Genomic DNA, 19,793 nt, shown 5'->3' with positions numbered 1-19,793 from the left:
GTCGCTCCTACAGGGGGCGGTGCGGTAACGGTGGATGATTATGACTTTCCCTGCTGCGCCGTATAATGTGTGTGCTGGTATGCAGTACACTCATTTACCTTGGGGCGCATGCGGTCGCGATGCCGGGTCTTTCGCGACCAGATTGTCGCTCCTGCATCTTCCTTGCATCGGGAAGGGGAGGGCTCCATGGACGTCGAGGCGGTTCGTCGGGACTTTCCGATCCTGGAAAAAAACGGGGCCGACGGGGTCATCTACCTCGACAACGCCTGCCAGAGCCTGAGACCGCGTGCCGTCATCGACGCAATCAACGGCTACTATCTCACCACCTCTGCCTGCAGCGGACGCAGCATGCACCGGCTTGCCGAAGAGGTTTCCCGCCAATTGGACCAGACCCGCGCCGCGGTCGCCTCCTTTCTCAACGCCTCGCGCAAGGAAGAGATCATCTTCACCCGCAACACCACCGAGGGGATCAACCTGGTGGCGCATGCGCTCGATGTCGGCGAGAAGGACGTAATTCTCGTCTCGGACAAGGAGCACAACTCGAACCTCCTCCCCTGGCAACTCCTCACCCAACGGACCGGTGCCGCGCTGGGCATCGTTTCCTCCCTCGATGACAACTCCTTCGATCTTGCTGCCTTTGAAAAACTCCTCGACGACCGGGTGAAGCTCGTCTGCCTCGGGTACACCTCGAACCTGGACGGGGTCAGTATTCCCGCGCGGGAGATCGTCAAGATGACCCATGACCACGGAGCCCTGGTCCTTTTTGATGCCGCGCAGGCGGCGCCGCACCGCCGCATCGAGGTGAAGGCCCTGGACGTGGACTTTGTCGCCTTTTCCGGGCACAAGATGCTTGGCCCCTCGGGAACGGGGATCCTTTTCGGGAAATATCCCCTGCTGGAGCAGATGCGCCCCTTCATGGTCGGCGGCGGGACCGTTTCCTCGTCGACCTACGAAGGATGCGAGTTCCTTCCTCCGCCGGAAAAGTTCGAGGCGGGGCTGCACGACTACGGTGGGATCATCGGGCTGGGGGCTGCCGTTGCCTACCTCCAAAGAATCGGTTTTGACGCGATCGAGAGGCAGGAGCTGCTCCTAAACCGTTACCTGACCGAAGCGTTGCGGGAGAGTCCCAGGATCAGGCTGATCGGGCCGGCGGCGCCGGAGTTGCGCGGCGGGATCTTCTCCTTTCATCTGCCGGGGATCGACCCGCACCGGATCGCGCTGATGCTGGACCAGATGGCCAAGGTAATGGTGCGCTCGGGGCAGCATTGCGTCCATTCCTGGTTTAACAAGCACTCAATTGCCGGCTCGGTCCGGGCGTCGGCCTACTTCTACAACACGATCGAGGAGGCGGAGGTGTTCGTACGCTGCCTGCGCAAGATCGAGAAGGTGCTCTAGCATGTTCTGCATTGCGGCGCTCCTCATCCTGTCCGTCTTGGGCATCTTCAGCGCGCGCTACCGCAGCCTCGCCAAGGACGCGCTCGACTGCGTGCTGCGTCGGGTGACCCTGCGCCCGTGCATTACCGGCTTCGACGAAAAGATGAAGAGCCGGATCCTGGGGCGCGTCATCAACCGCTCCGAAAGGGCCGCGCGGTTTCTCAACCGGAACTTCGAGCTTCTGGCCTGGGTCTTTTTCATCCTCGTGCTGGGGAGTACGGTCTACGCGGCACGGGGCCTGTACCTCTTTTATGTGACCGGCAGCTGCAACGGCTTGAACCAGGAGAGCTTCTGTGTCTTCGATCCCAAGGGGGAGAACAACGAGGTCACCGACATCTCCCAGGGCTGCAAGGAGAATCCCCCGACCGCGGCCGATCTGACCCTGAAAGGGGTTGACCTTTCCCGGTTCCCGGTCTGCAATCCAGCCGGCAAAAAGGAGATCGTGCTGATCGGCTGTTACGGCTGCAGCTACACCAGGAAGATCTATGCCCCGCTCAAGGAACTCGCCGCGGCCAGAGGGGCGCGGTTCCGTTTTCTGGACTATCCGGTGAAAGTGAGCACTACCCTCAGCGCACGTCTGGCGGAATGTGTCTACCGGCGCGATGAGGCGAGGTATTGGCAACTCAACGACATCCTGTTCGCCGCTGCGCCAGAGCAGCTGGATGATCCGGAGTTTGCCGGGAAAGCCGCAATGCAACTGGGACTCGATTGGGGCGATCTGGGGGGCTGCGTGGAAGATCCGGCGGTTCAGGCGCTCGTGGACCGGCGCATGGACGAGATCGCCAAGACCCGGTTCTATGGCACCCCAACGGTCTTCATCGGCAACCAGGTCTTCGTCGGTCCCAAGCCGCGCCGGGTATATGCTATTGCCCTTGATGGACTTTTTTACTGGCTGAAGGGGGACGGTGGATCGCGATCGGAGGGAAGATAAAGGTAGTTGATCCGAGGGGAAACCGTCCCGGGCCGAGGTGAAAGGGGACCGCTTGCAGAATGCGCGCGGTCCCCTCTGCTTCCGGAACGATTCTCGAAGTCTAACCATTTGGAAATACTAAGAAAAGTGTTAGAAAATGGACATGTCCATTTTGTTACAATTTTGCTGGTAACTGTTCGTAATTCCAGGAAGTAATCGTTCAAAAAAAGTACTGACTGTAAAAAAATGGACACCCGCGGGGTGTCGTGCTGTATGTTCCCGATATCAGTAACTATCTGAATTTCCACAAGACTTTTTCTTGTCGGGGATGGCACAATTCTTGTAAATTTAATGTGAGACTCTCAGCCTTCGTGACGGGGCCGAGTGAATGTTCTGGGGTGTTTCATTGACTGTGACAGTTTGCTGAAAGGGAGGAGTAGTTGAGTATGACGGAAACACTACATCATCGTTTTCCCGATCCTGACCACTGCAAGACCCACCATTTCCGCGGAATCCTGTTTCAATGCAAATCGGAAGAAAAGGTAGTCTGCCCCTACGCCGCCCAGGTCGGGCACGATCATTACTGTCATCACCCCGACGGGCCCGAGTTTCAACGGGGGTGAACGAACGCCCTCTCCTCGTTCCCATGCCATGGTTCACCTGGGGAACGGGAGTGAAAAGGCAGGGTAGGCAGCCCACTCCCCACCGTCGTCCGCGGGGCACGGGGTGCCCACCCTGCGTTGACGTCTTGTTCCCAAAGCGGGAGCTTGGGAGCTTGGGGGCGCGTGGCTTTTTTATCAGGAGGGTTATCTTGGAATTCTCAGCACAGATGCTTGGCAGGCTCAACCTTACCGGAGACGAACTGATCGCGAACATGACCCGCGATGTGAAACAGGTCTTCTCCGACATGGTCGGTATGGACGATCTGAAATCCGTTCCCGGGGCGGCCGACCCGGTAGGGACCTTCACCGAATGCGTCAGTGCGCTCATCGGCATCGCCGGTAGCTACGATGGCTTGGTCAGTCTGCACGTCCCCAACCAACTGGCCATGAAGATGACCTCGAACATGTTGGACCTGGAAGTACACGAGTGCGGGGAGGAAGTCCAGGACGCCCTGGGGGAACTGGCGAACATGGTGGCCGGCTCGTTCAAGGACCAGTTGGACCGCAGCGGCGGCAGCGTCCGAATTTCGCCCCCTTCGGTGGTCATCGGAAAAGAGTACGTCATCCATGTCACTGGCAAGCCGGAGGTGACCACCTTGATGTTCGCCTCCGAAGAAGAAAAGTTCCTGGTGGCGATGGCACTGGATAATTGAAGGACATAAGTTGATAAATTCTAAAGAGCACCAGCTGGATTGAACCAGTTGGTGCTCTTTAATTTTATGAGTAATCCACCTTTCCACTGTGCCTGTGGATAAACGCGTTATGCCTGTGGATATGTGTCATAAATGCAATGTTTTCCCTAGCGGTTTAGCTTCTTGCACAAGGATTAGGCGCCTCGCGTAAGTGCCCGGAATAACGTGTCAAGACTAAATTCCACGGGGGAGGTGATTGTTGCCGGCGCTTATCTGTCGTTGCGGCGCCTGTAACAAATGAGAGTATGTGGATAAGCATATCCGTTGAATCCTCGCTAACCTCGTGTCGTAGCGAAGAAAAATGCAGAGCCACTAACCAGAATGAGGAAGAAATGTGAAGGGGGACGGGGCTGGGAACTCACCTCTCCGGCGGTTCCTCGGTCAACTCCAGCTGAATGGCACCGCTTGCGTCGCGACGGATCTCGGTGATGCCGGGATAATGGCTTTCCAGGTACTGCAACTCGAACAGCTGCCGTTTCACCGTCCAGGAAAGCTGGCGGATCTCTTCCTCAAGGTCGTATTTCTCCACGGCGCACATGAGCGCCAGCTGCAACTCGATGTCATTCCACGGCTTGGTGAAGAACCGGTAAATCTCCCCCCGGTTCACCGCCTTCATCGCCAGATCCAGGCTCGCGTTACCGGTCAGCATCATCCGAACCGTCTTGGGATGGCGCACCCTTACGTTGGCGAGAAACTCGGTCCCCTGCATTCCCCCCATCTTTTCGTCGGAAACCACCACCTTGTAACTTTCCCGCTCCATCAGCCGCAGCGCCTCTTCGCCGCTGGTACTCCCTGCGATCTCGTAGCCGGTCTCTGCCAGGGCGCGGCACAAGGCTGAAATTACGTGCGGCTCGTCGTCTACGATGAGGATGCGGTCCGGCTGATTGATTTGGTCGTTCATCTGCTCTCCTTTGCGTTTCGAATCCTTGCGCCCCGGCATCAGCCGGCGATCGGCTCCAGGGCCATGATCCCTCCCTGGGGGGGATCGATCCGGTAGTAGCGCAGGATGGCGGTGATTTTGGAGCTGTCCAGCACGCTCCCCGCGGTGAGCAGGAGTATCCCGGTACCGCTGTAGAGGTTTCTGGTGATGACCATCCCGTCGTGGAGATCCTTGGGCTGGTATTCGCGTTCGGTCTGTTCTTTATGGCGCTCGGGGGCCGCTTGGTAGAGGTTGAGGATGTGCCCTTCCATCGGTTCGTAGAGTTCGGGATCGAGCAGGCTCCCCAGCTTGCTCTTGCAAAGGGAGAGGACCGCCTGCAGCGCGGAGGCGGTACGCACCCCGCCCAGCTCGCGGTCCACGAAATCGGCAAAGGCGATGATGCGGGCCCCGGGCGGGATCTCGATGCCGGAAAGCCCGTCCGGAAAGCCTTTCCCGTCGAAGCGCTCGTGGTGGTGCCGGATCTGCAGGGCCGCCTCGCGGAGCTCTTCCACCGCGTCGAGGGCGGCCTGGCCGCGCACCGGATGCTGCCGGTAGGACTGGAACTGGTCCCGGGTCATCACGGTCCCGGTGGAGTCGATGAGGTTCGGGTCCATCCCGATGGCGCCGATGTCGTGCAGCAAGGCGGCGATCCGGAGGACCTCGACCTTGTCGCCGCTCCAGCCGAGGGTGGTGGCGCAGTTGACGACCAGTTCGGTTACGTTGCGGGCGTGGTCTTTGAGCCGGGTACCGTGCAATTCGACGAGCCGGGAAAAGGCGAGGATGGTCTGCTGGAACGCCTTCTCGATCTGGCCGTTGCTGGCGCTCAACTCCTCGTTGCGCTTGCGGATGGTGACCGTCTGGTCCATGACCCGCTTTTTGAGGTTGGTGTTCCATTCGGCAAGCTCGGCGTTTTGCTGCTCCACCAGCAGGGAAAGGCGGCGGTTTTCCTGCCGCATGCGGTACTGGGCCACACCCTCCTGGAGGGTCCGCAGCAGCATCTCGTCGTCCCAGGGTTTGGTGATGTACCGGGACGCACCCCCCTTGTTGATGGCGTCGATCGTGGTGGCGACGTCGGCGTAACCGGTAAGGACCATCCGCACCGCATCCGGAGCGGCCTCCCGCGCCTGCTGGAGAAACTCCGCGCCGCTCATCCCCGGCATGCGCTGATCGGACAGGATCACCGCGACGTCGCGGTACTGGTCGAGGAGTTTCAAGGCTTCCTCCCCCGATAGGGCGGTCTCCACGGTGACGGCATCTTCCTCGATGAGAAGCCGCGTGATGGAGCGCAGGATGTTCTCCTCGTCGTCGACCAGGAGGATCCGGCAGGGCAACAGGGTATCAGTCATGTTCCTCTCCCTTCTATCGCAACAGGTTAAAGGCCGTTTTTCGCTGTTTCTTCGCAGACGGTCCGGCAGTCGACCAGGGTGAGCACCACCCCGACCTGCTGGTCGATGAGCGTGTTGACCGCACTCACCTGGATCGCGGCGCCGTTGATGCTGCAGCGCTGGAATCCATCCGCCGTGCGTCCCGCGTTGGCAAAAAATTCGGTGAGTTCCCAGGGGAGGACCGCCGATATGTGTTCTCCCCGGACCGCGGCGGCAACCACCCCCAAAATGGCGGACGCGCTCCGGTTCATCTGCACCACCGTCCCGTCCATCCCGATCGCCACCACGCCGAGCGGGAGGTTGTCGAGCACCTGGCGGGCGTGGAGCAGGGCCTGGTTCTGCTCCACCAGTTCCCGGGTCCGTGATTCCACCAGACCCTCCAGGTGCGCGTTGAGTTCGAGCAGCTCTTCGTTTTTGAGGCGCAGCTCTTCCGCCAGTTGCCGGTTCTTCTGCTGGACCAGGTAGTAGTCGATGGCCTTGGCCACGGTGAAGCGGACTTCGTCGTCGTCCCACGGTTTGGGGATGAACTTGTAGATATGCCCCTCGTTGATCGCCGCGACTACCGCAGCGGTATCGGCAAAGCCGGAGAGAACGATCCGGATGGTTTCGGGATAGCGTTTGTAGACCTCCCGGAGAAAATCGACCCCGGTCATGCCGGGCATGCGGTAGTCGGAAATCACGACCTGGACCTCTCCGGCCGATTCCAGAAGCTCCAGTCCTTCCTCTCCCGAGGGGGCGGTCAGGATTTCGTAGTCGTCGTCGAGAAAGATCCGCTGCAGGGAGCGCAGCACGTTCCGCTCGTCGTCCACGCAGAGAATGCGCACGATCCGATCCATTGCCTATGCCTCCCCGACCGGCAGCCGGACCGTGAAGGTGGTTCCCACGCCCGGGTTACTTTCGACCTCGATGCGGCCCTGGTGCTTCTTGATGATGTCGTAGCTTATGGAGAGCCCCAGGCCGGTCCCCTGGCCGACTTTCTTGGTGGTGAAAAACGGCTCGAAGATCCGGTGCCGGATCTCCTCGGGGATGCCGCAACCGCTGTCCCGGACCGTGATGAGGACCTGGTCCCCCTCCTGGCGGGTGGCGACGGTTATTTCCCCCTTTTCCTCGATGGCGTGGGCGGCGTTCACCAGCAAGTTGAGGAAGACCTGGTTGAGCTGCTGCGGGAGCCCCTTGATCTGCGGAATCTCGCCGTAGTCCCGGGTAAGGGTCGCCTTGTACTTGAGCTCGTTCCAGGCGATGTTGATGGTGCTCTCCAGGCATTCGTTGACATCCACCATGGTCACCTTGGCATCGTCGATGCGCGAAAAACTTTTCAGGTTCTGCACGATGGTCCGGACCCGCTCCGCCCCCTCGCGGGATTCCGCGAGCAGGGCGCGGGCGTCTTCCAGGATGTAATCGACCCTGAGCTTCTTCCTCGCTTCGGCCAGTTCCCCCGCGGTAGCCTCGTCGGCACAGCCCTTGAGGGCGTTCCCCTGCAGCCCCAGGAAATTCTCCATCCGGTCCAGGTACTTCGCCATGCTCCCCAGGTTGCTCGAGATGAACCCCATCGGGTTGTTGATTTCGTGGGCGACCCCTGCGGCGAGCTGGCCGATCGAGGCCATTTTTTCCTGCTGCAAAAGCTGGGAGTGGGTCGCCTTGAGCTCTTCGTAGGCCGCGGCCAGCTCATCGGAGACCCGCTTGATCTCGGTCAGGTCGTGCATGGTGATGACGCTTCCCCCCCGATCCCCGTACGGGTAGATCCTGAGGGTGAACCAGCGCCCGCTTTCCTGATGGAAGATTTCTCCTGACGTCCCTTCGACGCTCGCGATGTCGAGCCCCACCGCCCCGAGGGAAAAACGCCAATCCGCGCCCAGCACCTCGGGGCTTCCGTGCTCGGTGAAATCGGCAAAGGCGCGGTTGAAGCGTCGGACCCGGTGGTCGGGATCGGCCATGATGACCATGTCGTCGATGCAATCCATGGTCTGTTCCCATTCCATTTTGACCTGCTCGACCTGCCGGAACAGGTTGGCCAGCTGCTCGTGTTTCAAAACGAGTTCCGCCTGCTTCTTGGTGAGGGTCCGCTCGGCCTCTTTGCGCTGGGAAATGTCCTCTTTTACCGCCAGGAAGTGCCTGATCTTCCCCTTCGCGTCGACGATGGGGGAGATGGTGGCGCTTTCCCAGAAGAAGGTCCCGTTCTTGCGCCGGTTGTGCAGCTCTCCATGCCACACCCCTCCGTCGACGATGGTCTGCCAGAGTTGCTGGTAGACCTCCGGCGGTTGGTGATCCGATTTCAGCAGGCGCGGGTTTTTCCCGAGGGCCTCTTCGCGCCGGTACCCGGTCACCTCGCAGAACTTGCAGTTGACGTATTCTATGTTGCCGGCCGGATCGGTGATGACGACCGAGCTGCCGCTTTGTTCCACCGCCTGCGAGAACAGGCGCAGCGACTCCTCGGCGGTCGCCCGCTCGGTGATGTCGTAAAGGCTCTCCACCACCGCCACGGTTTCCTCCCCGTGCTTGACCGGAGCGGCGTCGAAGACGATGTAGCGCTTCTTGCCGCCGAGGTTGGCGTACCATCCCTCGGCCCGGACGATCCCGGGGAGAACTCCTTCGGCGTCGAACTTCTCGTAGTAGCTGCTTACCCGTTCGGTGTCGTGGTCGAGCACCAGGTCGGACAGGGTGGGGCGCTTTTCCGGATAGAAGGGTTTCCACTGGTCCGTGGTCCCGAGCATCTGCTGCGCACTGAAGCCGGTGAGTGCTTCGGCCGCCCGGTTCCAGAAGATGATACGGTGCTCGCTGTCGAGGACGAACATCGGCATGGAGGTGTTTTCCAGCAGGCTTTCGGCAAATTGCCGCTGCCGTTCGAGTTCGCGCTCCAGGACCACCTTCCTCGTGATGTCGCGGAAGCTTCCGCCGAAACTCGCCTGCCCCTCCCCGGTCAGGTTAGGGACCCGATGCCAGATATGGTTGAACCACCGGGTCTCGCCATTTTTGTTGATCAGGCGCACGTTGATCGAGGTGGTGGTGTCATCGGAGGCGGCGCCGGTGAATTCGCGCCAAAGCGGAAGATCCTCGGGATGGATGATCCGGGACAACAAGAGCGGATCGGCATAGAACTCGGCATCGGAGTAGCCGGTAAGGGCCAGGCAGTTGGCCGAAATGTAGCTGATGGCATCCTCTCTCGCCCCGACGGCAAACTCCATGGTGAACTCGGAGATGACCCGGTAGAGCTCCTGGTTGTGCCGGAGCACGGCGTGCTTTTCGTCCATCTCGCGGACCATCTCGTTGAAGGCGCCCGCCAGGGATTCCAGCTCGTCACCGGTCTTCAGGGTCAAAAGGCGCTGTTCGCCTTCCTTTTCGGCGAGGCTCCGCACGTGTTCGGTGAGCTGCAGCAGGGGGGCCGTGGTGCGGCGGATCAAAAGCCATAAGGAGAGCGTCGCCGGCACGAGAAACAGGAGAAAGGAGGCGATGAAAAAGGTCCGCGCCCCCCTGAGCGGCGCGTCGAGTTCCTTAAGCGGGGAAAAGATCCCGATGACCCAGGGGGTGTTGGCCACCCGGCGGGCGAGCACCGATGCCTTTACCCCCTGGTAGCTCAGCCCCTCCGAATAATGGATCCCTTCCTCGGCGATCGCCCGGTCCAGAGCGGGAAGCCGCCCGGGGGCACTCCGCTTCATGATCCGCTCTCGCTTGGGGTGAAGGATCACCGTCCGGTTGCGGTCCACCAGGAAGAGAAAGCTTCCCTGGCCGGCGCTGATGCGCGCGAGGTCGGTGAGACCGCCGTTTTCCTGGAGATCATGGCGTCCGATCAGTAAGGCCGTGACCCTGCCGTCGGGGCCTTTGACCGGAAGTGCGAACGACACGATGGGATGGTGGGGAAAGGAGGCTGAGTAATAGGGGGGGGAGATGCTCCTCTTGCCCGAGGAAAAGGTGCGGGAAACGAAATCGGCGTATTCCACGCAAGGTACGGCCCGCCGCGGCGCACGCGGACTTTCCGCGATGACTTTTCCCTGGCTGTCGACAAACTCAAAGCCGCCGTCAAAAAAGGTGCGTGCGAGCCTTTCCCGATCCAGGCGCAGTTGCAGCTGGTCTGCGTGCATCGGGCGAGATTCGGGAGCCGCCGCAGCGATCTTGTCGAGGATCTCCCAGTACCGGGCGACCTCCCCGTTGAGGTGATCGCTCGCCATCGCCAAGAGCGCCTCGTTTTGCTTGGTCAGCGCGGCGCGGAACTTGTGGGTGAAATAGCCGTAGCCGCCCAGGGTTGCCACGGCGGCCAGGGAAGCCACCAGCAAAACCACGGCACCGGTAATTTTGGCATTTATCTTCAACTGTTTCCGCAAACCGGTGCTCCTTTCCGGAGGCAAAATCCCCCTGTTCGTTTTTTGGGGATGATTGAAGATATCGGTATAACAGGTCGACACTTGAGGGGTTTTTACCTTACGGAGGCGTAATTTGGATTGGATGCAGGGGGCGCCGAGACCGGCGGTTGATGCGCGGGGAGGGTGGCATTCCAAACGTGATCGGCAGGGGGGGATCGCCACTGGCATGGCTGAGAGCCCTTACCTTTTTCCGTGGGAGCGCCATTCCTGGCGCGATCCGCCGCAGGCGGTGACGGCAGGTGGGGGATTCGCGCCTGGAAAGGCGCTCCCACCGGGTTGGCAGCTTTTTGTTTGTTTGAGAGAGGCGATCTGGACAGGAATGTCGCTTTTGTCTCACCGATGAAGGTGCCTTTCACTGTGGGAGCGCCATTCCTGGCGCGATCCGCCGCAGGCGGTGACGGCGGCTGGGGAATTCGCGCCTGGAAAGGCGCTCCTACCGGGTTGGCAGCTTTTTGCTTGTTTTAGAGAGTCGATCTCGACAGGAATGTCGCTTTTGTCTCACTGATGAAGGTGCTTTTCACTGTGGGAGCGCCATTCCTGGCGCGATCCGCCGCAGGCGGTGACGGCGGCTGGGGGATTCGCGCCTGGAAAGGCGCTCCCACCGGGTTGGTAGCTTTTTGCTTGTTTGAGAGAGGCGATCTGGACAGGAATGTCGCTTTTGTCTCACTGATGAAGGTGCTTTTTCACTGTGGGAGCGCCATTCCTGGCGCGATCCGCCGCAGGCGGTGACGGCAGGTGGGGGATTCGCGCCTGGAAAGGCGCTCCCACAGGGTTGGCAGCTTTTTGCTTGTTTGAGAGAGGCGATCTGGACGGAATGTCGCTTTTGTCTCAGTGATGAAGGTGCCTTTCACTGTGGGAGCGCCATTCCTGGCGCGATCCGCCGCAGGCGGTGACAGCGGTTGGGGATTCGCGCCTGGAAAGGCGCTCCCACCGGGTTGGCAGCTTTTCGCTTGTTTGAGAGAGGCGATCTGGACGGAACCTTTTGTCTCAGTGATGAAGGTGCCTTTCACTGTGGGAGCGCCATTCCTGGCGCGATCCGCCGCAGGCGGTGACAGCGGTTGGGGGATTCGCGCCTGGAAAGGCGCTCCCACCGGGTTGGCAGCTTTTTGCTTGTTTGAGAGAGGCGATCTGGACAGGAATGTCGCTTTTGTCATCACTGATGAAGGTGCCTTTCACTGTGGGAGCGCCATTCCTGGCGCGATCCGCCGCAGGCGGTGACGGCGGGTGGGGATTCGCGCCTGGAAAGGCGCTCCCACCGGGTTGGCGCTTTTGGTGGCGATGCCTTTGGAAGATCTCCGGGATTTTTCCGCATCACCAGGGGCCATCCTGGAAACGGTCCGGTCTGACGCATGGTCTGATCGCGACAGGAATGTCGCTCCTACACAGAAAGGGGCGCGATCCGCCGCTGGCGGTGAAAGCGGTTGGGGATTCGCGCCTGGAAAGGCGCTCCCACCGGGTTGGGGCTTTTGGTGGCGATGCCTTTGGAAGATCTTTGGGATTTTCCTGCATCACCAGGGGCCATCCTGGAAACGGTCCGGTCTGACGCGCGGGCTGATCGCGACAGGAATGTCGCTCCTACACGGGAGGAGGGGGGAATTGCTGGGGGGGCTTAGCTGCCGGCCTTCAGGACGTCGTAGAGGTTGAACTTCTGGGCCTTGGCGAGGGTCTTTTCGGTGTTGAGGTCGACGATGCGGTACTTGATGGCGAGACCGAAGTCGATGGTGGTGTTTTTGGCTACGCTGCTGGTCAGCCTCGGATAGTCGCTAAGCTTCGCGATGGCTTGGCTTACCCGCGGGTTCACGTCGTACCCGGTGATGACCGCACCCGGAAGCAGTTCGAGCGCCGCCTCGGTGTCGTTCACTGCAAGGTCGACGGTCTGGTTGTTGTAGGTAAAGAGGACGGACTTGATCTTCACCCGCTTCCTGGTCTTGTTGGCGAAGGTCAAAAAGCGGCCGTCGAAGGTCACTTCGACGTTGTTGTCGTTATCGCTGAACCGGGGATAGATCGACCGGAAGTCCTTGGAGACGATTTCGAATTCCACCGGGACTTCGTCGACTTTTTCCGCACACTTGATGGTGTCCGGAGCGAATACCTTGATGTGGTAGTCGTTCTGGGTGAACTCCCTGGGGTGGCGCAACGTGATGTAGGAGGTCAGCTGGGAGAGGTAATTCCCGTATTCGGTGGCGTTACGGTCGATTTCCCGCTTGTCCTCGGCAAATGATGCGTTGCAGGCTTGTTTCTTCCTTTCCAGCTCCTGGGTGAACTGGCTGGGGGGGCAACTGAGCTCGAGAGGGTAGGCGAAGGCCTCGATCCGCTTGATAGGTACGTCGTTCGGGGCAAGGGCTACCTTTTCCATCATGGCAATGCTGTTGTCGTAGAATCCGGAGGAATCGCGGACCTTCTCTACCAGCTGGATCCGCTCCCGGAACTTGTTGTAGAGGGCCGTGGCATAGTAGTGCTCTTCGTCGTACTTCTTTCTGCCGTAGGTCTGCAGGTCCCTGCCGAGCTCGTTGCAGTACGTGATGCCGTCATCGAGCTCGTCCAGCAGATGGTCCCGATCCAGGTGGTCCTGTTTCAAAGCGGCCGAGACGGCGGCGTTGTAATCCTGATAGTCGAAATGGCTTTCATGCACCACGGGAACGACACCAAAAACGGTCAGCAGCCCGACATAGAAGAGGTGCATCCCGACGGTGTCGCCGACCAGGACCGATTTGGAGCGGAACCGGTCCTTGCCGGACTGCGGGCAGTTTCCGGCATTTACCAGCCCGAAAAAACGGTCCAGGCAGCTGTAGGAGGTGACGTCGAGGTCTTCGGGGGAGAGATCGTTGAGGCAGACGTGGGTTCCCTGGAGATGGAACCGTTTGGTGGAAAGCTGGGTGAACCGGTAGCCGTTACTTCCTTTTTCCAGACTGGCGTGCAGTTCGAATTGCCCCAGCCTCTTCTGGGTGTACAGCTCCTTCGAGATCTGTTGCGCTCCGCATCCGGAGAGAAGCAGGGCAATCATCGCTACGATCGACGCAGCGGGCATTCTTATCCGCATGGAAGTGCTCCAACTCAAAGGCAAAAGCGCAGTTGCCCGCGCATTGCATGGCATAAAATCTCAGGGAGCTGTCCTTGTTGCGGAAAAAATCGCTTTGCAACCGTATGGAAATACTGCCTAAACAACACCAGAGGCAGCTCCGGACCGGTCTTTTATCACAGCCGGCGGGGTTTTGTCAATGTTTAGGTTTGTTAGATCTAATGAATCTTTGAATTCGTCCATGGACGCATATTTTCCGTTACTGTCTGAACACTTGCATTGCCGAATGTTTTGTTTATTATTGTGGCTCTCATTGAATATATTTATCTCTCAGGTTGCTGGCGCAGAAGTCCTGTGAGGAGATTTTTCCGGGTCATGACATCACCGGGAGTGCCGCGCGAAGCTTAACCTTCACTGAGTTTCTTTTGGATGGCGAGCTGAGTAAGGTTCGGAACTCGAAGAACTGGTCGTATGCCGGGAGAGGTTGAAACCATGAGCAAATCGAGAGGGCGAGAACGGTGGGCTGGTGTGCTGGCAGGTTATGTCTTCCTCTGGCTCTGTTGTGCCGCCGCCGGAGCCGAAGCGCAGGAGACGGAGTTCGCGGTCGTGCCTGGATATGCAGCGGATGCACCGGTCGAGGACCCGGCCGGAAGCCATACCTTCTGGATCAACGACAAGAAGACGCCGGTGCAGGGGGAGACCTACCGGTACACCTACCACCACGAGGCTTCGGGAGAGCTGCTGCCCTCGTTTCGGATCATCGCCTACTTCGGCGAGATGGTGAAAAACCGGGGCGGCACGATCCTGTACGAGAACCCGCGCAACTTCCTGCACGCCCGCCTTTCTGCGGACGGAAGCGACTACTGGATCGAGGTCTTTGCCGAAACCGGAGGCGAGGAGTTCTCCATGGTCCTGGTGCGGCAGCCGAAGGCAACCGCCACTGAAACTGCGGAGCTTGCTGCCGAGGCGACCGCCGCGCCGGTGAGCCGCGGGGTGGCAAAACCGGTGACGTCGGTCAAGTTGGCGAGCGTCAATCCCTCGCTGCGCCCTTGCCCGAGACCCCCAAAGGGGAGCCGGCCCTTCAGCGTCTCCTTCGCCGGGAAGGCGCTCGGTCCGAAATTTCCTTCGGACGCCCCGGACATCTCATTTTTGAAGGCGTACCAGCCGGGCCCGGCGGTTCCCTTGGGGACGCTCGACGCCTTCTCGGTGGACGGCCCCAATTGCCGCTACTGATGGCAAAATACAATAACTATCAGGAGGGACTTATGAAACGGATCATCCTTGCATTGACTGCGCTGGTTCTCTTTGGGGCACAGACGGTGTGGGCCGGCGGCCACCCGATCTACCTCTCCATCGACGGGTCCAAACAGGGGAAGTTCAAGGCGGACGTCGCTACCGCGGCCAAAGAACGGGTCTCGGCCGCGATCGGGGGCAAAATCTCGGCCGACGGCTATACCCACTCCATCGTCTCCCCACGTGATCCCCAGTCGGGGTTGCCTACCGGGCAGCGCATGCATAAGCCGTTGGTCATCATCAAGGAGGTCTCGGCGTGTACGCCGCAGCTCTACCAGGCGATGTTCACCAACGAGAATCTTAAGACGGTTGCCATCGACTTCATCGGGCCCGATGCCAAAGGCGTCGATACGGTGGTCCAGACCATTACCCTGAGCAACGCAAGCATCGCGTCGGTACACCAGTTCGTGACCGCGGAAGGAAAGGTCATGGAGGAAATCACTTTCGTCTACGGAAAGCTCCAGATCGATAACAAGGAAGGGAAGACCAGCGCATCGGACGACTGGGAGTCCCCGCGGGTCTGATTGGGGCGGGATCCCACCTCGTCTGATTCCCCTTTGGCAAAGGGGGGCCGGGGGCTTAAGCTGCCACCCCATGGGGTGGGGGATCGTTTCCGATTTTCAAGAAATCCGCAGTAACGAAAACGGGTCCGGCCTGACAGGTCCGGGCCCGTTGTTGCGTTTAAGGGACGGAATCAGCAGGGGATGGGGGCGCCTTTTCGGGCGTAGTAGTACCAGGTGAGGACGATGCAGGAGAGGTAGAAAGCGAGGAAGCCGTAGAAAGCGGCGTCGGGCCTGCCGCTGAGGGTGATGGAGCTGCCGAAGGCTTTCGGTATGAAAAAGGCGCCGTAGGCGGCAAAGGCCGAACTGAAGCCGAGGACGGCGGCTGCTTCCTTGCCGGCCTCAGTCACGGCGCGCCGTGCTCCCTCCGCTCCTTGCCCCGCGGCGGCTCGCTGCCGCTCGGTGAGGAAGATCACCGGGATCATACTGAAGGTGGAGCCGTTCCCGATGCCGGTCGCGATGAAGATGAGGATGAAGGAAGCCAGGAAGAGGGTGAAGTTACCGCTGTTGCCAGGACCCGGGAGGTAATGGAGCACCCCGAGCACGGCGATCGACATGACGATGAAGTCCCAGAAGGTCACCCGGGCTCCGCCGATCTTGTCCGCGATCCAGCCTCCGACCGGCCGGACGAGGGCTCCGAGCAGCGGGCCGAGAAATGCGTAGCGCATCGGGTCCAGGCCCGGGAACTGCGACTTGATCAGCAGGGGGAGGGCTGCGGAGTAGCCGATAAAGGAGCCGAAGGTCCCGAGGTAGATCCAGCACATGATCCAGTTGTGCTTGCGGCGGAAGATGACCGCCTGTTCGCGGAAGGAAGCGCGGACGTTGGCGAGGTTATCCATGCCGAGCCAGGCGGCCGCGGTTGCGGCGATGATGAAGGGGACCCAGAAGAAGCCGGCGTTTTGCATCCATACCGTTCGCGTTGTGCCCCGGACCAGGCAAAGCTGCGGTTCGCCGCACAGGTGGCTGAACATGGCGGTGGTGGTGACCAGGGGGATCACGAACTGCATCGCGCTGACGCCCAGGTTCCCCAGACCGGCGTTGAGACCGAGGGCGGCTCCTTTTTGGGCTTTGGGATAGAAGAAGCTGATGTTGGACATGCTGGAGGCGAAGTTTGCGCCCCCCAGCCCGCAGAGCAGGGCCAGGACCAGCATGGTGAGGTAGCTGGAATGGGGGTTGCGCACCGCAAACCCGATGCCGATGGCGGGAATGAGCAAAGACGCGGTGGTGATGGTGGTCCAGGTGCGTCCGCCGAAGATGGGGACCATGAAGGCGTAGAAGATCCGCAGGGTCGCCCCGGAAAGACCGGGGAGCGCCGTGAGCCAGAAGAGCTTGTCCGGATCGAAACCGAAACCGACGCTTTCCAGGTTCACCACCACGACGCTCCAGACCATCCATACCGCGAAGGAAAGGAAGAGGCAGGGAATGGAAATCCAGAGGTTGCGGCTGGCAATCCTTTTCCCGGTCTGTTCCCAGAAGGCTGGGTCTTCCGGGTTCCAATCTTTGAGTGCAGGGCGGAACATCGGATGCTCCTATCGTAAAGAAACTTGTCGAGCTCCCTTCCCTTCCAGGGGAGGGTTGCGGGTGGGGTCGTTGGTTGACGGATCCCCATCCTCACCCTGTCCCTCTCCTTGAAGGAGAGGGGACGCTGGGGGGACGATGGGCAGAGATGGGTAGTCTTTCCCTGAATTAGCCTTCTCCAGCTCACAATCGAACTTGCTTTAGCGGTCTTCGGCGGCTGGCTTTTGTCTCCAGCGGTAGACGATGGGCGGGTCGCGCAAAAAGCTCAGGGGGACGAAGAGCATGTGCACGAGCTTGGTGAACGGGATCACCCCGATGATGACGAAGCCGCAGGCGGCGTGGATCTTCACTGCGAGCGGGAGGTCGGTCATGTACTCCGGCTGCGGGGTAAACGTAAGGATCGACCAGAAGTAGGGGACGACGACGTGCAGGTACCAAAGCGACCCCCAGCGCAAGGAATAGGAGACGTAGATCCCCGCGCCGGTCTGCAGCAGGAGCAGGAAGAGGATGATCCAGTCGGAGGCGTAATTGACTCCCTTCAGCGCCGGTGCGTTCACCCGGCGCAGCAGGAGGAGGATCGCTCCGGTTGCCGCAAAAAGAGCGAGGCCGAGGCCGATCCCCTCCAGGGCCAGCAGGGCATCCTGATTTCCGAGAATTCTTGCCGTCACCCTGGGGAACAGCACCGGGAACAGGTGCGCGAGCAGGATCGGAATGATCCCGTAGTGCCACGGGTTCGACCCCCAGAAAAGAAGCCTTCGCTCCAGAAGTTCGGACGAGAAGGCGGTCCAGGTGAGGCGGTTGCTGAAGTAGCGGTACGGCGTGACCGCGATCAGCAGGGTGAGGGCGATGTAAGGGAGCGCTACGAAGACGAGCGAGTTGAACATGGCGGGTCCTCCCTGCAGTCCTGGGTCATGACGTGGTGCGCGGCCTCGAAGAGAGGCAGCCAATGGGGGCGGCTCCGATCCTGGTTCTCGGTCAACTTTTTCAATCCCGGGAGCACCGCTTGCTCCAGCAGGCTCCGGCGCGGGGAGTCCTGGTTGGTCTCGGCGAGGTGAGCGAGGAAGTGCGCCAGCACGCTGAGGTGGTCCGGCAGCTCGCATCCGGTGGGGACGAAGCCATACCGGGCGAATTCCTGCTTCAGCTTGATGAGGTAGGAGGATCTTTTGCCGTGGTCCCGGTAGAGGTGATGCCCCAGGTACGGCGCGCGACCCGGGTTGAAGTCGAAGGTGGCGACGAAGTCCTCCTGGATTTCCTCCAGGGAGGACCGGCCGAGGAAGTCGACGAAGGAGGAAGCGATGGGCTCCAGGTTGCAACGCAGAAGGTGCTCGGTGGCCCGGTCCAGGTTGACAAGCATTGCGTCCCGGTCTTCGGGGTATTGCATGAGGGCGGCGAGGGCCCGGTAACAGGCGGCTAAGGTCATGCGTTTCTCCGTTTTTAACTCCTAAGGATTGACGGGCGCAGCATGCTGCGCCTCTACAGCTGAGGGCAATATGTTCCGGTAGGAGCGACGTTCATGGCGCGATTCGCCACGGTTATTCGCGCCAGGAATGGCGCTCCCACAGGGGGGGCGGTTGTGAACAGCAGGTTTCGGCTAACGCTTTTCCCGGCGCGATTTCTTGATGATCCCCACCCCGGCTCCTTTTTTGCGCTCCTCCGGCCCCTGGCTTTCCCTGACCTGCGGCGGTATGACATGCCGGTCGTGGTAGCCGGTAAGGGCGAAGAGCTTGTACAGCTGCCGCGCTCCCTCCGCGTCGAGTCCCGCCTTTTTGAGCACCTCCGGATCGGCTGGCTTGCCCAGATTTTCCCCCCGCAGGTAAACCCGCATCGCAAACAGTTTCCGCAGCGCTTCCTCGATCAGGTGCCGGTTGCCGCCGGCGAGCAGCCGTGCCTGGTAGCCGGCCGGAATCCGCAACAGCTGCGGGTCCGGAATCATGCCGTGCTCAAGCACCCGGTGCGTCTCGCCGTAAACGGAGAGGACCGGCGACAGCGCCGGGATGTACCAGGTCATCGGGAAGGTGCGGAACTCGGGATGGAGCGGGAAGGCGACCCGAAACTGCTTCACCAGGGGATAGATGGGAGACTGCTGCGCGGAGCGGAGCCACTGCTCGGAGACCCCGTTCTTTGCCGCCGCTTCCCGCACCTGGGGATCGGCGGGATCCAGGATCAGCGCACGCATCGCCTCCACCAGGTCGGGATCATCCTTCAAAAGCGCGTCCGCGACCTGCTCCGCATCATAAAGGACGACGCCGACGTAGCGGATCCTCCCTACGCAGCTCTGGGCGCAGGCATTCACCTGGCCGCTTTCCACCCGCGGGTAGCAGAAGATGCATTTCTCCGCCTTGCCGCTTTGCCAGTTGAAATACACCTTCTTGTATGGGCAGGCGGTGACGCAAAAGCGCCATCCTTTGCAGACGTTCTGGTCCACCAGCACCACCCCGTCCTCGCCCCGCTTGTAGAGGGCGCGGGACGGGCACGAAGCCATGCAGGAGGGGTGCAGGCAGTGGTTGCAGATGCGCGGCAGGTACTGCATGAAGATGGTGTCGTACGCTTCCACCAGCCGCGCATCGGGGAGATTGGGGTCCTTGGCCGCGTACCTGCGCGATCCGGAGAGGTCGTCGTCCCAGTTGGCGCTCCCCTTGATCTGCTCGATCCGCTCCCCGGAAACCTGGGAAAAGGCCGCCGCCACCGGCTGGTCGTCCGAGTCCGGGGCCCCCATCAGGTTTCCGTAGTCGAAATCGAACGGCTCGTAGTAGTCCTCGATCTCGGGGAGGTGGGGCTGGAAGAAGAGACTGAAGAGCGTTCCCCCCCGGTTGACCGAATTCAGCCGCACCTGGTTCCCGTCGCGGACCCAGCCGCCGTGGTAGCGCTCCTGGTTCTCCCAACCCCGCGGATATCCGATCCCCGGCTTGGTCTCGACGTTGTTCCACCACATGTATTCGGTTCCCTTCCGGTCGCTCCAGATGTTCTTGCAGGAGATGGAGCAGGTGTGGCAGCCGATGCACTTGTCCAGGTGGAACGCCATTACGATTTGAGCCCGCACGTCCAT

The 19,793-nt window shown here is 60.6% G+C and carries 14 protein-coding genes; 5 read left to right on the top strand and 9 right to left on the bottom strand.

Annotation, left to right across the window (positions count from 1 at the left end; genetic code table 11):
* Positions 1-186: 186 nt before the first annotated feature.
* The 3 genes from JFN93_RS20810 (at position 187) to JFN93_RS20800 (ending at position 3,659) form a co-directional block, all read left to right on the top strand.
* On the top strand, positions 187-1,395 hold the full coding sequence (locus JFN93_RS20810) for an aminotransferase class V-fold PLP-dependent enzyme (RefSeq protein WP_199386069.1): 1,209 nt from the start codon (positions 187-189) through the stop codon (positions 1,393-1,395).
* Between the two features lies 1 nt (position 1,396).
* Positions 1,397-2,365 carry a DsbA family protein gene (locus JFN93_RS20805; protein WP_199386068.1) on the top strand — a complete coding sequence of 323 codons (969 nt, stop codon included), beginning with the start codon at positions 1,397-1,399 and terminating at the stop codon, positions 2,363-2,365.
* A gap of 790 nt (positions 2,366-3,155) precedes the next feature.
* Positions 3,156-3,659, top strand: a complete 504-nt coding sequence (locus JFN93_RS20800) for a chemotaxis protein CheX (protein ID WP_199386067.1) — start codon at positions 3,156-3,158, stop codon at positions 3,657-3,659.
* 397 nt (positions 3,660-4,056) lie between these two features.
* Here the strand turns inward: JFN93_RS20800 and JFN93_RS20795 are convergent, their stop codons facing one another.
* From JFN93_RS20795 to JFN93_RS20775, 5 genes are all read right to left on the bottom strand, one after another.
* Positions 4,057-4,599 (bottom strand): response regulator, encoded by a 543-nt coding sequence (locus JFN93_RS20795; protein WP_199386066.1) that lies wholly within the window; start codon positions 4,597-4,599, stop codon positions 4,057-4,059.
* A 38-nt stretch (positions 4,600-4,637) separates the two neighbouring features.
* Positions 4,638-5,963, bottom strand: a complete 1,326-nt coding sequence (locus JFN93_RS20790; protein ID WP_199386065.1) for an HD domain-containing phosphohydrolase — start codon at positions 5,961-5,963, stop codon at positions 4,638-4,640.
* A 26-nt stretch (positions 5,964-5,989) separates the two neighbouring features.
* Positions 5,990-6,838 (bottom strand): response regulator, encoded by an 849-nt coding sequence (locus JFN93_RS20785; protein ID WP_199386064.1) that lies wholly within the window; start codon positions 6,836-6,838, stop codon positions 5,990-5,992.
* A 3-nt stretch (positions 6,839-6,841) separates the two neighbouring features.
* Entirely contained in the window at positions 6,842-10,318 is a 3,477-nt protein-coding gene (locus JFN93_RS20780) for a PAS domain S-box protein (RefSeq protein ID WP_236021863.1), read from the bottom strand.
* A 1,648-nt stretch (positions 10,319-11,966) separates the two neighbouring features.
* Positions 11,967-13,397, bottom strand: a complete 1,431-nt coding sequence (locus JFN93_RS20775; RefSeq protein ID WP_199386063.1) for a hypothetical protein — start codon at positions 13,395-13,397, stop codon at positions 11,967-11,969.
* A gap of 507 nt (positions 13,398-13,904) precedes the next feature.
* On the opposite strand from JFN93_RS20775, the gene JFN93_RS20770 reads away from it, so the two are divergent.
* The gene (locus JFN93_RS20770; RefSeq protein ID WP_199386062.1) at positions 13,905-14,609 is read left to right on the top strand and encodes a hypothetical protein; all 705 of its coding nucleotides are present in this window, start codon (positions 13,905-13,907) and stop codon (positions 14,607-14,609) included.
* Positions 14,610-14,641: 32 nt separating this feature from the next.
* A complete protein-coding gene (tssD, locus tag JFN93_RS20765; protein ID WP_199386061.1) occupies positions 14,642-15,193 on the top strand; it encodes a type VI secretion system tube protein TssD in 552 nt (183 codons plus the stop codon).
* A 170-nt stretch (positions 15,194-15,363) separates the two neighbouring features.
* Here the strand turns inward: tssD and JFN93_RS20760 are convergent, their stop codons facing one another.
* The 4 genes from JFN93_RS20760 to narH form a co-directional block, all read right to left on the bottom strand.
* Positions 15,364-16,749, bottom strand: a complete 1,386-nt coding sequence (locus JFN93_RS20760) for a NarK family nitrate/nitrite MFS transporter (RefSeq protein WP_199386060.1) — start codon at positions 16,747-16,749, stop codon at positions 15,364-15,366.
* A gap of 198 nt (positions 16,750-16,947) precedes the next feature.
* Positions 16,948-17,631: a respiratory nitrate reductase subunit gamma gene (gene narI / locus JFN93_RS20755; protein WP_199386059.1), complete on the bottom strand. Its 684-nt coding sequence runs from the start codon at positions 17,629-17,631 to the stop codon at positions 16,948-16,950.
* Positions 17,607-18,167, bottom strand: coding sequence for a nitrate reductase molybdenum cofactor assembly chaperone (locus JFN93_RS20750; protein ID WP_199386058.1), 561 nt, complete (start codon positions 18,165-18,167; stop codon positions 17,607-17,609). Before JFN93_RS20750 ends, narI begins: the two co-directional genes overlap by 25 nt.
* A gap of 171 nt (positions 18,168-18,338) precedes the next feature.
* Positions 18,339-19,793, bottom strand: a complete 1,455-nt coding sequence (gene narH, locus JFN93_RS20745) for a nitrate reductase subunit beta (protein WP_199386057.1) — start codon at positions 19,791-19,793, stop codon at positions 18,339-18,341.

This window comes from Geomesophilobacter sediminis, assembly GCF_016458275.1.
GTDB lineage: Bacteria > Desulfobacterota > Desulfuromonadia > Geobacterales > Geobacteraceae > Geomesophilobacter > Geomesophilobacter sediminis.
This window is presented reverse-complemented; position numbering and strand designations above follow the sequence as displayed.